Genomic DNA, 13,417 nt, shown 5'->3' with positions numbered 1-13,417 from the left:
GCGCGGCTCGTCCGCTTGCCGGCGATTGCCTCGTTCGTCCGCGGAGTTGCCATGTCACTTCCTTTTTCCCGCGCAACCGCAGTGGTTGTTGCGCTGCTGCCGTGTCTTGCGACGGCGGCCCCCCTCTCCCTCGAGGCCGCGCTCCAGCTTGCGGCCCAGCGCTCCGAGACCGCCCGCGCCGCTCGCGCCGGAGTCCTGAGTGCGAGGGAGGCGTCGCATGCGGCGGCCCAGCTTCCCGACCCGACGCTGCGCGTCGGCATCGACAACCTGCCCGCGACGGGGCCCGACCGCTTTCACACCGCGCGCGAATCGATGACGATGAAACGCATCGGCATCAGCCAAGAATGGCTGTCCGCCGACAAGCGCGCCGCGCGCCAGGCGGCCGCCGATGCGGCGGTCGGCCGGGAAACGGTGCAGGCGCAGGCGGCCGCCGCCGAGACCCGCCTGCAGACCGCGCTCGCCTACCTGGACGCCTTCTACGCCGGCGAAAGCCTGAAGCTCGCGACGCTCATGGAACACCATGCGCACGAGGAACTGGAGGCATCGCGTGCGCGCCTGTCCTCGGCTGCGGGGAGCAGCCAGGACGTGCTGGCGCTGACGGGCGCACAAGGCGTTTCGGAAGACGAGACGGCAGAGATACGCCAACAGCAGAACGCCGCGCGCATCGCGTTGCAGCGTTGGGTTGGCGTGCAGCTGGATGAGCTGCTGCCTGCCAGCGCTGTCGTGCTTCCAACCGAGGAGGTGTACGTCGCGAAGCACCCCACGGTCGCGGCGATGCAGCGCGATGCGGATGTGGCCCGGCAGGCCGCGGCCGTGACCGCGTCCAACCGCAAGCCCAACTGGACCTGGGAGCTTTCCTACGGCCAGCGCACCGGCTATTCGGACATGGTGTCGGTGGGCGTGAGCATTCCGCTGCCCGTGGCACCCGGTGAACGCCAGGACCGCGACACCGCCGCCAAGCTGGCGCTGGCCGAGAAAGCCGAGGCCGGCCTGGCCGAGGCCACCCGCGCCGCCACGGCCGAATACCGCGCCCTGCTCGGCGACGCCCAGCGCCTGCAGCAACGCATCGATCGCTACCGCACCGGTGTGGCCGTGCCCGCCGGCCAGCGCACTGCGGCGGCAATGGCGGCCTACCGCTCCAATCAGGGCAGCCTGGCGACCTTGTTCGAGGCGCGGCACGCGGAAGTCGAGGCGCAGCGCAAGCTGCTGGCGCTGCAGCGCGATCTCGCCAGGACACACATCCAACTGGCCTTCCGGCCGCTCACTGCCGAGGTGGCGCAATGAACCGACAACTAACCATCGGCGTATCGCTGCTGAGCGCCCTGCTGCTCGCCGCCGGCACTTTCTACCTGGGCCGAAAGACGGGCCAGGAGGCAACGATGGCGGTCGCACCGGCTGCAAGCACAGTGGCGGACGGCCGCAAGGTTCTTTACTGGCATGACCCCATGGTGCCGGGACCGCGCTTCGACAAACCCGGCAAGTCGCCGTTCATGGACATGCAGCTGGTGCCCATGTATGCCGACAACGCCGCCAACGAGGCCGGCGTCAGAATCAGCCCCACCGTTCAACAGAACCTCGGCATCCGCTATGCCAGCGTGCGGCGGACCGAAACCTCCTCGTCGTTCGATGCGATTGGGACGGTGCAGTTCGACGAGCGCCTGAACGTTGCGGTGCAGACCCGCGTGGCCGGCTACATCGAGCAGCTGTCGGTGCGGGCGCCGATGGAGCGCGTGCGCAAGGGCCAGGCCCTGGCCACCGTCTTCGCACCCGACTGGCTCGGGCCGCAGAACGAATGGCTCGCGCTGAAACGCTCGGGCGTCTCGGCCGATCTGATTGCGGCGGCCCGCGACCGCATGCGCGCCCTCTCCATCCCCGCTGAACTCATCCGGCGCAGCGAGGAAATCGGCACTGCGCAGGCGCGCCACGTGCTCACCGCGCCAATCGATGGCGTGGTGGCCGAGCTGGGCGTGCGCGAGGGCGTTGCGGTCGCGCCAGGCACCACGCTGTTCCGCATCGCGGGCCTGCACAAGGTGTGGGCCGTGACCGAAATTCCGGAAGCGCAGGCGGTGCGCCTCGTGCGCGGCCAGAAGGCCAAGGCCGTTCTGCAGGCCGATGCCTCGCAGTCGTTCGACGGGGCGCTCGACGAGATCCTGCCCGAGATCAACACGTCCACCCGCACCTTGAAGGCCCGCTTCGAGGTGGACAACAAGAACGGAAAGCTCACGCCCGGCATGCTGCTGCACCTTCAGGTGGCAGGCCCGGCCAGCACGCGGCTGGTGGTGCCTTCGGAGGCCGTCATTCGCACCGGGCGACGCGCCGTCGTCATCGTGCGCAGGGCCGACGGCGCCTTCGAGCCGCGCGACGTGTCGCTGGGTGCGGACGCGGGCGACGACACCGAGGTTGTCTCGGGCCTGGCCGAGGGCGACCAGGTGGTGGCGAGCGGCCAGTTCCTGATCGACTCGGAAGCCCGGCTGCGCTCCGTGCTCGGCAGCATGGCGGCACCCGCCACAGGCGCTGCGGCATCGGCACCGGCATCCACGCCGGCCGCGGCGCTGCACAAGGCCGAAGGCAAGGTCGAGAGCGTGGCGCCCGACGGCATCACCATTTCGCACGGGCCCGTCGCGACGCTCCAGTGGCCCTCGATGACGATGGGCTTTGGCAAGATATCGCCCAACGCGTTTCCCGAAATCAAGCCCGGCGACCAGGTGCGCTTCGAGTTCAGGGAGGGCGGCCCCATGGGCTATGAGCTCGTCACGGTCCAGCGCGTGCAACCGGGCGCACAACGATGATCGCCGCGCTCATCCGCTGGTCGATCGGCAACCGGTTCCTGGTGCTGGTCGCCACCTTGTTCGTGGTGGCCGCAGGATGGTGGTCGGTGGCCCGCACACCGCTCGATGCGTTGCCCGACCTCTCGGACACGCAGGTCATCATCCGCACGCCCTACCCCGGCAAGGCGCCCCAGGTGGTCGAGGACCTCGTGACCTACCCGCTGACCACCACCATGCTCAGCGTGCCCGGCGCCAAGGCCGTGCGCGGCTACTCGTTCTTCGGCGACTCGTTCGTCTACGTGCTGTTCGACGACAAGGCCGATCCGTACTGGGCGCGCTCGCGCGTGGTGGAGTACCTCAACCAGGTGCAGAGCCGGCTCCCCGCGGGGGCGGCTGCAGCGCTCGGCCCTGACGCCACCGGCGTGGGCTGGGTCTACGAATACGCGCTGGTCGACCGCACCGGCACGCGCGACATCGGGCAGCTGCGCGCGCTCAACGACTGGTTCCTCCGGTTCGAACTCAAGACCGTGTCCGACGTGGCCGAGGTGGCCAGCATCGGCGGCATGGTGCGCCAGTACCAGGTGGTGCTCGACCCGGACCGCATGCGCGCGCTGGGCATCACGCAGTCGGCGGTCGTGGAGGCCTTGCAGAAAGCCAATCAGGCGTCCGGCGGCTCGGTGGTGGAACTCGCCGAGGCGGAGTACATGGTGCGTTCGCGCGGCTACCTGCGTTCGCTGGACGACTTTCGAACGATACCGCTCTCGGTGGCAGGCACGACGCCCGTGCTGCTGCGCGACGTGGCCACGGTGCAGATCGGCCCTGAGATGCGGCGCGGCATCGCGGAGCTCGATGGCCAGGGCGAAGTGGCCGGCGGCGTCGTCATCATGCGATCCGGCAAGAATGCACGCTCGACCATCGAGGCCGTCAAGGCCAGGCTCGAGGCGCTCAAGCCCGGCCTGCCGCCGGGCGTCGAGATCGTGCCCACCTACGACCGGTCGCTGCTGATCGACCGCGCCGTGGCAAACCTCCGCGCCAAGCTCATCGAGGAATTCATCGTCGTGGCGCTGGTCTGCGCGGTCTTCCTGTTCCATCTGCGCTCGGCGCTCGTGGCGGTGGTGGCATTGCCCGTCGGCGTGCTGGCCGCGTTCGTGGTCATGCACTGGCAAGGCGTCAACGCCAACATCATGTCGCTCGGCGGCATCGCGATTGCCATCGGCGCCATGGTGGACGGCGCCATCGTCATGGTCGAGAACGTGCACAAGCACCTCGAGGCGTTCGAGACGGCGCAGGGCCGGCAACCTTCGGTGGCCGAGCGGTGGCAGCTGGTGGGCGATGCGTCCGTGGAGGTGGGGCCCGCGCTGTTCTTCTCGCTGCTGGTGATCACGTTGTCTTTCGTGCCGGTGTTCTCGCTCGAGGCGCAGGAGGGTCGGCTGTTCTCGCCGCTGGCCTTCACCAAGACCTACGCCATGGCCGCTGCCGCGGGACTGTCGGTCACGCTGATCCCGGTGCTCATGGGGTATCTGATCCGCGGGCGCATTCCGCACGAGGCCTCCAATCCCGTGAACCGCTTTTTGATGGCGGCGTACCGTCCCGCGCTGGAGCTGGTGTTGCGCTTTCCCAGGGGAACGCTGGCCCTGGCCGCCGTGCTGCTGGCGCTCACCGCAGTGCCGCTCGCGCGACTGGGCGGCGAGTTCATGCCGCCGCTGGACGAAGGCGACCTGCTCTACATGCCGTCTGCGCTGCCCGGGCTTTCGGTGTCGAAGGCGTCCGAGCTGCTGCAGCAGACCGACCGCCTGATCAAGACCGTGCCCGAGGTCGAGCGCGTGTTCGGCAAAGCGGGCCGGGCAGACACGGCCACCGACCCGGCGCCGCTGGAGATGTTCGAGACCACCATCCAGTTCAAGCCCCGGGCGCAGTGGCGCGCGGGCATGACGGCCGACAGGCTGGTCGAAGAGCTGGACCGCGCCGTGAAGGTGCCGGGCCTGAGCAACGTGTGGGTGCCGCCGATCCGCAACCGCATCGACATGCTGGCCACGGGCATCAAGAGCCCCGTCGGCATCAAGGTGGCGGGGACCGACCTGGTCACCATCGACGCGCTGACCACGCAGATCGAGGCGGCGGTCAAGAACGTTCCGGGTGTGTCGTCGGCGCTGGCGGAGCGGCTCACCGGAGGACGCTACATCGATGTCGACGTCGACCGGCTCGCGGCGGCGCGCTATGGGCTTTCGGTGGCCGACGTGCAGGCCGTGGTGTCGACGGCCATCGGCGGCGAGAACGTCGGCGAGGTCATCCAGGGGCGCGAGCGCTATCCCATCAACCTGCGCTATCCGCGCGAGATCCGCGACTCGCTGGAGCGCCTGCGGCAACTGCCTTTCGTGACGGCCAGGGGCGCGCAGCTGCTGCTGGGCGATGTCGCGAAGATTGCCATTGCCGACGGGCCGCCCATGCTGCGCAGCGAGAACGCGCGGCTGTCGGGCTGGGTCTACGTCGATGTGCGCGGCCGCGACCTGCGCTCCGCCGTCAACGACATGCAGGCGGCCGTCGGCAGGGCCGTGAAGATGCCTGCCGGGTACGCGGTGTCATGGTCCGGCCAGTTCGAATACCTGGAGCGCGCGACCGAGCGCCTGAAGCTGGTCGTTCCGGCGACGCTGGCGGTCATCTTCGTGCTGCTGTACCTGCTGTTCAGGTCCTTCGGCGATGCGGCGCTGGTGATGGCGGCCGTGCCGTTCTCGCTCATCGGCGGCTTCTGGCTCATCTGGGCGATGGGCCACTCGATCTCCGTGGCCACGGCGGTGGGCTTCATCGCGCTGGCCGGCGTGGCGGCCGAGTTCGGCGTGGTGATGCTCGTCTACCTGAAGAACGCGCTTGCGCGGCGCCTCGAAGCCGGAGAACCGATGAGCGACCAGACCCTGCTCGCCGCGATCCGCGAAGGCGCCGTGCTGCGCGTGCGGCCCAAGGCCATGACGGTGGCCGTGGTGATGGCGGGCCTGTTGCCCATTCTGTGGGGCAGCGGCACCGGCTCCGAGGTGATGACGCGCATTGCCGCGCCCATGGTGGGCGGCATGGTCACCGCGCCGCTCCTGAGCCTGCTCGTGGTTCCCGCCGCGTGGTACCTGATGCGCCGACGCGTCGAGCCCGGGGCTCACCCGCCGTCGGCGCGGCGAACCGGCAGCGCATTCAGCGGAATGCGCAGGTAGGACACGCCGTTGTCATCCGCGGGCGGCAGGCGGCCGGCACGCACGTTGACCTGGATCGACGGCAGGATGAGGGTCGGCACATCGAGCGTGGCGTCGCGCGCGCGGCGCATGGCGACGAATTCCTCCTCGGTGATGCCGTCGCGCACATGGATGTTGCGCGCGCGCTGCTCCGCGACCGTGGTCTGCCATTGCGCCATCCGTGACGCGGGCGGGTAGTCGTGGCAGACATACATCGGCGTCTCGGGCGGCAGGTCGAGCAGCCGCCGCATCGATGCATACAGCTGGTGCGCGTCGCCCCCGGGGAAGTCGGCCCGCGCGCTGCCGAGGTCCGGCATGAAGAGCGTGTCGCCGACAAACACGGCGCCGCCGATGAGATAAGCCATGTCGGCGGGCGTGTGCCCCGGCACGAGGATGGCGGTGGCCTCGATCCCGCCGATGCGCAAGGTCTCGCCATCCTTGAAGAGATGGTCGAACTGGCTGCCGTCGGGCAGGAAGCTGCGCTCCAGGTTGTAGAGCTTCTTGAAGGTGGCCTGCACCATGCGGATGTTCTCGCCGATGGCAATGCGCCCGCCGATCCGCGCCTGAAGGTAGCCGGCTGCCGAAAGGTGGTCGGCATGCGCATGGGTCTCCAGGATCCAGTCGACCTGCAGCCCGTGCTCGGCCACGCACGCCAGCACCCGGTCGGCGCAGGCGGTGCCGGTGTGGCCCGACTTGAAGTCGTAGTCGAGCACCGGGTCGATGACGGCAGCCCGCAGCGTGGCCGGGTCCCATGCGAGGTAGGAGACAGTCCCGGTCCTGGGGTCGAAGAAGGCCTGGACGGCGGCGGGTGTGTTCATGGCTGTCTCTCGCGGGTCGATCAATTGATCTATGACAAAATATTCTATATATTGGTATATTGTTGTCAACGCCGATGAAATGGACGACCGACTCATGCCTGCAGTGCAAACCATGAAACCCCCGCACCCCGTCTTCGACGCCGAGGTGCTGCGCGGCGCCGCCGCGCGGGCGGTCGGCGTGATGAAGGTGTTGGCCAACGAGGATCGCTTGCTGCTGCTGTGCCAGCTTTCGCAGGGAGAGATGTGCGTGAGCGAGCTCGAAGCGCAGCTCGACATTCGCCAGCCCACGCTGTCGCAGCAGCTCGGCGTGCTGCGCAACGAAGGCGTGGTCACCACGCGCCGGCAAGGCAAGAACATCTTCTACGCCGTGGCCGATCCGGCGCTGCTCGAGATCCTGGCCCTGCTCTACCGCATCTACTGCCCGAAGGAAAAACGATGACCATCGACTGGCCTTCATTCACCCCATGGGCCGCACTCGCGGGCGGCGTGCTCGTCGGCGCCGCCACTGCGATGTTCCTGCTGCTCAATGGCCGCGTCGCCGGCATCAGCGGCATCGTCGGCGGACTGCTTCGGCTCGTCAGCGGCGACGTGGCGTGGCGCGTGGCGTTCATTGCCGGCCTGGTCGGCGCGCCGATGGCCTACGCGCTTTTCACGGACTGGCCGAAGCCGCAGATCGAGGCCGGCTATGGCACGCTCGTCGTGGCCGGTCTTCTGGTCGGCGTGGGCACGCGCTACGCGGCGGGATGCACGAGCGGCCACGGCGTCTGCGGCCTGTCGCGCCTGTCGCCGCGCTCCTTCACGGCAACCGCGGCCTTCATGGGGGCCGGGTTCCTGACCGTGTTCCTGATGCGCCATCTGCTGGGCCTCTGAGGAACACTGCCATGGCCTTCTTCACCTCATTTCTCGCGGGCCTGGTGTTCGGCCTGGGCCTGATCGTTTCCGGCATGGCCAATCCGGCCAAGGTGCTGGGCTTCCTGGATCTCGGTGGGCGATGGGATCCGTCGCTTGCCTTCGTGATGGCCGGTGCGATCGCCGTCGGAGCCGTCGCGTTCGCAGTGGCAAGGAGGCGTACGCGCTCCTTGCTTGGCGCGGCGATGCGGCTGCCCAGCCTGCGGGCGATCGATCGGCGCCTCATCGTCGGCAGCGTTCTTTTCGGCATCGGCTGGGGCATCGCGGGCTTCTGTCCGGGGCCGGCATTGGTGGCAGTGGGCATGGGACAAGCCAAGGCGCTGGTCTTCGTGATCGCGATGCTGGCTGGCATGGGCGTTTTCGAATGGCTCGAGGGGCGCAAGGAAACGAAGCACCAGGGAGGGAGCCGTCCGAAGGCGAATGGACGCCGGGGATCTGCCCATCGCAGCGGCCCTTCCCGCCGCACGAATTGATTCCCTGCAATGCTGCGGGCGAGGCGCTCCTGCAGTGAATCCATGGTCGCTTTTGGGAGTGGCCGTGAACGGGCGCCGTGTGTGTTGCGTTGATTGATTCCATCCCATCTTCAACAGGAGAATTTCATGCGCTCCACAACATTTCGCGACCTGCTCGTTCCACTCGCACTTGTCGTTGGCGCTACCGCGTTTGCCGCCGACAGCAACATGGTGCCTGGGCAGCTGAGCCCGCCCTCGCAAGCGGGCCGCAGCACGGTGAAGGCGGCTGGAAAGGCTTCGCAGGACGCAGCTCACGCCGGCAAGAAAGCGGTCGATGCCGCCGAAGCAGCGGCAGAGAAAGGCAAGGCGGACGCCGGCAGGATCTCGCAAGCCCTCGCGGAGGGTATTCGCCGCGCCGCGCGCAAAGCGGCCGAGGCCGCCAACCGTTTCCAGGAGAAGGCGGGTGCCTCGTCCGCGAGGGCCATCGACAGTACCCGGGAAGCTGCGCGTGCCGTCGAGGAAGAAAGCAGGAAGGCCTCTGTCGCCGCAAGGGAGGCGCTCGATCGGGCCGATGAGTCGGTCAAGCGCTCCGCGCAGGCCAGCAAGGAAGAAGCGGAAAAAGCAGCCCAGGCCACGCGCGAAGCGCTGGACAAGGCCGCCGAGGCCATGCGCAATGCGGCGCGCGCGGCGGCGGATGCGGCTGAGCAATCAGCCCAGGCCATCAAGCGCGGCGCACGTCCCCCGGGCGCGGAAAAGCCGTAGCGGCGGTCACTGCAGCATCGCGGGCGCCGGCGCGAGGCATCGCTGCACGAAGGCCGACAAGGCGCCCACATCGGGAATCTGCACGTCGCGGCGACCCTTCTCCACGAACTCGATGACCTTGTCGCGTGCGAGCCGCGACAGCGCCCGGCTCACGCTCTCCAGCGTCATGCCCAGGTAATTGCCGATCTCGGCGCGCGTCATGCGCAGCGTGATCTGGTCGGTGCGCATGCCGCGTTCGGCGAGCGACTCGGCCCAGTAGCGCAGGAAATCGGCCACCCGCGCATCGGCCGGCAGCGTGCACACGGACATCAGCGAATCGCGGTCATGGGCGATCTCGCGGCTCATCGCGGTGTGGAACACCTGCAGCAGCGCCGGCTCGGCCAGGCAGGCGGCAAGCAGCGATTCGTACGAGACCACCCAGACCTCGCCCGTGTCCATGGCCACGGCGTCGCACGAGTAGTGCCCGCCGGCGATGCCGTCGAAGCCGAGCCAGTCGCCGCGGAACTTCAGGCCCACCACCTGCTCGCGGCCGTCCGCGGACAGGTTCACGATCTTGAAGAAGCCCGAGTTCAGGATGTACAGGTTGCCGAAGCGCTCGCCGGACTGGTAGATCACGTCGCCGGCGTGCACCACGCGGCGCTGCGGGGCCAGGCGCTCCTGCAGGAGCTTCTGCGTTTCCACCAGCTTCTGGCAGGCCCGCTCGTGGACCGCCACGCCTGCCTGCGGCAACGCGCGCGTTGCGAGAAAGCCGGTCATCGCCGGTGCGGCGGTTTCGGTGCGGGCGGGGTTGTACATGTGAAGAGCTCCTGGAGATGTGTGTGTCGCGGGTCGATGGAGGGATGCTAGGAAGCGCGCGGCAACACAGTGACAACGCTCGGAGTCGGTCGGTAACGCTGGGTGAATGGTTTGTGTCCGGTGGGTAACAGCGCCCGCCCACGCGCCGCTTTGATCTGCATCAAGAGCGGCTGGGCTGCTGGGGCTAGCCTCCCAGGGTCCCACAAGGGAGTTCATGCGCTTTCCCTTCGAAATCCACAATTCGTCGGCCTTCCAGACCTTGCTGCCAGAGGACGAGGCGGCCCTGCTGGCGCGTGCCCGTCTGCTCCAGGCGGCGTGGTTGCGCGCCGCTTTTCCGCTGCAGCTCAAGGGGAAAAATCTCGGGATCTTTTGCGACGAAGGAAGCGAAGGCAGCGAAAGCCGGGCGCTGTTCCAACGCGCGGCGCAGGCGCTGGGCGCGCATGTCGCGACCATTCGCCCCGCCCTCTCCAGCCTCGGCAGCCCCGATGAGGTCCGGCACACGGCACGGATCCTGAGCCGCTTCTACGACGCGGTGGAATGCCAGGGGATGGCGCCGGAACTCGTGCGGCAGATCGGCCGGGAGGCCGCCATTCCCATCTATGACGGCATCGCCTGCGCGACCCATCCCACTGCGGTTCTTGCCGCTCGGCTCGACGATCGGACATCGGCTGCGGACAACAGGCGCTTCGTGCTGCAGGCATTGCTGCTGGGCAGCATCGGCTGAGGAAGCCCTTCGCCGCCAAGAATCAATAAAGTCCGTCCGATGTCAAGTTTTCGCAAGGTATTGATCTACAACGGTTATTCGACGTTTGAATCGCCCCGGGTTTTGTAGACACCTCTGAGCCTCAAACCTGAGGCACCAATAGGAGGGCCATGAGTAAGCAGAGATACACCGAAGAGTTCAAGGCCGAGGCGCTCAAGCGGATCACCGAGCGCCATCACAAGGTGGCGGATGTTTCGGCCCGGCTGGAGTGAGAAATGGATCAAGGCCCTGCGCACGCCTGCCGGTGATCGACAAGCGCAGGTGTCGCAGACAGACAAGTTGCGGCGGCTGAAGGCCGAGCTCGAGCGGGTCACCGAGGAGAGGGACATCCTCGCCGTGGATTCAACCGATCGATGCAACACACTGGAAACCACTTAGGCAGAAAGAGCGTTTCCTTGAAGGCCGTCTGCACGCGGCAGGTATCTGCCCATTCCGCGCGGGGTGCCGTGCGCCAATCAGCGCCGGCAGCGGGTCCGAGACGGGTATAGCTGGGACTTCGGCAGTACGAAAACCGGACGGGTCTTGGATGGCCGCTTACGCACGTGCGGGCTTGGCAGCCCTCGACCTCCCCCGACGAATGCACACAGGTGCCGTCCCATCCTCAACGCTTGAGGGGGCCGGCCGGAAAACGCAAGGCCCGACATCGCGCGCCGTCATCTGCCGGCGACTGCGATACGCGCGTGAGTCAAATCAAACCGTGTGACTGTCCAGCAACACTTTTGCCGCTGGCAGAAATGATATCGCTGCAACGCAACAATTTCCCAGAGGTTGTCAGACAACCTGTTTAAGATTTACGCAACTTTTCATTGGTGGGGCACCATTTCGGTGCTCGATGTTGTACGACAACTTGGGTCATTTTTTGGTCAAAGTCGAGTCCATATCGTCGTGCGGCACATTGCTCAGTCTCGATGAAAAAGTCTGGGTTAATTCTCGGCAAATGAGGTGTTTTGGCGTCGAAAGTAAATCTGGCATTCGCTTTCTCGCTGTTCTCATTCGCGGAGTATTTTTATCGGATAGACCGCACCGATCCAGAAGAGAAGCTGGAATGGGCAAAGAGCTACGCGGAGCCTCGGAAATCATGGATTTATTGATGTCGGATGTACGGCTTTTCGTGAAAGCCGTCGAGGTGGGAGGATTGACGCAGGCAGCCGACGCGTTGGGGGTGCCAAAGGCATCCGCGTCCCGACAACTCAAGAGGCTGGAGGTCTTGGTCGGCCATACGCTGTTGCATCGGGGAGCAGGCCGCTTCGGAGTCACCGGGGAAGGGCGCCTTTTCCTTCCCACCGCCAAAGAGGTACTTGAGGCTGTGGACCAGGCCCGGGCACAACTCTCCCATACGGACGAAACCCTGACAGGCCAGCTGCGCATCTCGGTTCCAGGCTATGTGGGTCGCGAGTTGCTCTTGCCGCACCTGGCCGCCTTCATGGCCGCGCATCCCCAGCTCAAGTTGACGGTCGACGTGAGCGCTGACCGGGTCGATCTGTTTCGCGAAGATGCTGACGTGATGATCCGGGCGGGGCGGGAGGGCTGCGAAGAACTCGTGGCCAGGCGCATCAAAAGTCTGGGCCGCATCTTGTGCGCTGCGCCGTTGTATCTAAATCGCCATCCCGCAATCAACGCGGTGGACGATCTCGCGGGGCACTCTTTCCTGACCAGCGGGCCGGAACGGCAGGCCATGGAAATGGTCATTCCTGGCCTGGACCGGGAGCACATCGTCGAGGCAACGGGGGTGTTTCGCGCCAACGATCCGGAACTGCTACTGAGACTTGCCTGCGCGGGCGGTGGCATTGCCTTGGTTCCCCTTCTTTGTGCCAAAGCCGCAATTCAGAGCGGCTCTTTGGTTCCGGTGCTTCCGTCGCTCGATTTGATGCCCAAAGAACTGAACCTGATGTATTTACCCGCGCGGCGCAATACCCGAAAAATCAGGACCTTCGTCGATTTCATCTTCGAGGCGCTAGAGCAATCCATACAGGCTCAAAAGCAAGAAGGGCCGACTTCCGAAGGCGGTACGGACCCACGCTTTCTCGCGACGAACAGCTCCCCATGCTCGGCCACTGCCGTAGCAACAGGCCCGCAAGAACAAGGCCTATAAGTTCGAAATCAGCAGCTCGCGTGATGCCGCGCGATGTTCCGCCGAGCCCATCGTGTAGGTGATCGACAGCGCCGCTGTTTCAACCCAGCAAAGGCCTGCCGCATCTGGGGAATGTCGTTCACGCTGACCACTGCCCTCCTCTTCATCGACTTGAGCAGTGCGGCCATGCGGTCGTGCGGCTCGAGTCCGAATGGCACGTCATAGCCTCCGGTTCCTCAAGTACGGCGGGTCGAGATAGAATAGCGTGTGGCTGCGGTCGTTGACCTGCCCCCTTCTGCCGTGCCATTCATAACGAGGAAGTCCGGGGTTGCAAGATTAATTGATCTCGGTGGTTGTTGAGGTGGATCGAGCTGTATCGCCAACGCGCTGGCGATGCAGCTCGGCGAACTTCGACGGAGGCATTCGCTGGCAACTGCTGTGCGGCCTGACCTCGTTGTAGTCCTGACGCCAGAGCGTGATGGCCGATCGGGCCTGCTGCAGCGTCTCGAACCACTGTTCGTTCAGGCACTCGTCCCTGAACTTGCCGTTGAAGCTCTCGATGTAGCCGTTCTGCAAGGGCCGTCCCGGCTCGATCAGGGTGTGACGGATGCCGTGGGTCTGCGCCCCACATATTCATTTATCACGGGATCCATTCGCGACAGCTTCCTTGAAGCCTCTTCAGGAAGGCAGGCATTGGCCAGCAGGTGATCCAATTTCTGGCGCCGGACTTCGTTGATCGGAGTCGGCGCGGACTTGGTTTCACGAGCACGATCTCATCGACAAATGGCAGCCAGCCCGGCACCGTCGCCTCGACGGTGCGCGGATCGCTGAAGCCCATGTAGACCGTCCGCGTCGAAGTAGAAC

General features: G+C 66.3%; 11 protein-coding genes and 2 pseudogenes. 10 read left to right on the top strand and 3 right to left on the bottom strand.

Features of this window, described 5'->3' with window-relative positions; genetic code table 11:
* The first annotated feature begins 51 nt into the window (after positions 1 to 51).
* The 3 genes from ACAM55_RS29300 to ACAM55_RS29290 are packed head-to-tail and all read left to right on the top strand — an operon-like array spanning position 52 to position 5,965.
* Complete coding sequence (locus ACAM55_RS29300) at positions 52 to 1,284, top strand: TolC family protein (RefSeq protein WP_369656767.1); 1,233 nt, start codon at positions 52 to 54, stop codon at positions 1,282 to 1,284.
* Positions 1,281 to 2,789 carry an efflux RND transporter periplasmic adaptor subunit gene (locus tag ACAM55_RS29295; RefSeq protein WP_369656766.1) on the top strand — a complete coding sequence of 503 codons (1,509 nt, stop codon included), beginning with the start codon at positions 1,281 to 1,283 and terminating at the stop codon, positions 2,787 to 2,789. The genes ACAM55_RS29300 and ACAM55_RS29295 overlap by 4 nt, the downstream gene beginning before the upstream one ends.
* Positions 2,786 to 5,965: an efflux RND transporter permease subunit gene (locus ACAM55_RS29290; RefSeq protein WP_369656765.1), complete on the top strand. Its 3,180-nt coding sequence runs from the start codon at positions 2,786 to 2,788 to the stop codon at positions 5,963 to 5,965. The genes ACAM55_RS29295 and ACAM55_RS29290 overlap by 4 nt, the downstream gene beginning before the upstream one ends.
* Here the strand turns inward: ACAM55_RS29290 and ACAM55_RS29285 are convergent.
* On the bottom strand, positions 5,911 to 6,801 hold the full coding sequence (locus ACAM55_RS29285) for an MBL fold metallo-hydrolase (protein ID WP_369656764.1): 891 nt from the start codon (positions 6,799 to 6,801) through the stop codon (positions 5,911 to 5,913). The genes ACAM55_RS29290 and ACAM55_RS29285 overlap by 55 nt on opposite strands.
* A 112-nt stretch (positions 6,802 to 6,913) precedes the next feature.
* Between ACAM55_RS29285 and ACAM55_RS29280 the strand changes: the two genes are divergently transcribed.
* The 4 genes from ACAM55_RS29280 (at position 6,914) to ACAM55_RS29265 (ending at position 8,924) form a co-directional block, all read left to right on the top strand.
* Positions 6,914 to 7,240 carry an ArsR/SmtB family transcription factor gene (locus tag ACAM55_RS29280; RefSeq protein ID WP_369656763.1) on the top strand — a complete coding sequence of 109 codons (327 nt, stop codon included), beginning with the start codon at positions 6,914 to 6,916 and terminating at the stop codon, positions 7,238 to 7,240.
* Positions 7,237 to 7,671, top strand: a complete 435-nt coding sequence (locus ACAM55_RS29275) for a YeeE/YedE family protein (RefSeq protein ID WP_369656762.1) — start codon at positions 7,237 to 7,239, stop codon at positions 7,669 to 7,671. Before ACAM55_RS29280 ends, ACAM55_RS29275 begins: the two co-directional genes overlap by 4 nt.
* 11 nt (positions 7,672 to 7,682) lie before the next feature.
* On the top strand, positions 7,683 to 8,183 hold the full coding sequence (locus ACAM55_RS29270) for a DUF6691 family protein (RefSeq protein WP_369656761.1): 501 nt from the start codon (positions 7,683 to 7,685) through the stop codon (positions 8,181 to 8,183).
* A 126-nt stretch (positions 8,184 to 8,309) separates the two neighbouring features.
* Positions 8,310 to 8,924 carry a hypothetical protein gene (locus ACAM55_RS29265; RefSeq protein ID WP_369656760.1) on the top strand — a complete coding sequence of 205 codons (615 nt, stop codon included), beginning with the start codon at positions 8,310 to 8,312 and terminating at the stop codon, positions 8,922 to 8,924.
* A gap of 6 nt (positions 8,925 to 8,930) precedes the next feature.
* Here ACAM55_RS29265 and ACAM55_RS29260 read toward each other — a convergent pair whose 3' ends face one another.
* On the bottom strand, positions 8,931 to 9,719 hold the full coding sequence (locus tag ACAM55_RS29260) for a Crp/Fnr family transcriptional regulator (protein ID WP_369656759.1): 789 nt from the start codon (positions 9,717 to 9,719) through the stop codon (positions 8,931 to 8,933).
* 214 nt (positions 9,720 to 9,933) lie between these two features.
* Between ACAM55_RS29260 and ACAM55_RS29255 the strand changes: the two genes are divergently transcribed.
* The 3 genes and pseudogenes from ACAM55_RS29255 to ACAM55_RS29245 all read left to right on the top strand — a co-directional run bounded on the left by ACAM55_RS29255 (position 9,934) and on the right by ACAM55_RS29245 (position 12,574).
* Positions 9,934 to 10,443 (top strand): ornithine carbamoyltransferase, encoded by a 510-nt coding sequence (locus ACAM55_RS29255; RefSeq protein ID WP_369656758.1) that lies wholly within the window; start codon positions 9,934 to 9,936, stop codon positions 10,441 to 10,443.
* 149 nt (positions 10,444 to 10,592) lie between these two features.
* Positions 10,593 to 10,815: pseudogene (locus ACAM55_RS29250) on the top strand (transposase); the annotation flags it as partial.
* A 499-nt stretch (positions 10,816 to 11,314) separates the two neighbouring features.
* Positions 11,315 to 12,574 (top strand): LysR family transcriptional regulator, encoded by a 1,260-nt coding sequence (locus tag ACAM55_RS29245; RefSeq protein WP_369656757.1) that lies wholly within the window; start codon positions 11,315 to 11,317, stop codon positions 12,572 to 12,574.
* Positions 12,575 to 12,889: 315 nt separating this feature from the next.
* Here the strand turns inward: ACAM55_RS29245 and ACAM55_RS29240 are convergent.
* Positions 12,890 to 13,168, bottom strand: a pseudogene (locus ACAM55_RS29240) (transposase); the annotation flags it as partial.
* Positions 13,169 to 13,417: the final 249 nt, after the last annotated feature.

Origin of the sequence: Variovorax sp. V213 (assembly GCF_041154455.1) — a bacterium.
Taxonomy (GTDB): domain Bacteria; phylum Pseudomonadota; class Gammaproteobacteria; order Burkholderiales; family Burkholderiaceae_C; genus Variovorax.
The sequence above is the reverse complement of the archived record's forward strand: the minus strand, read 5'-3'. Positions and strand labels throughout refer to the sequence as shown.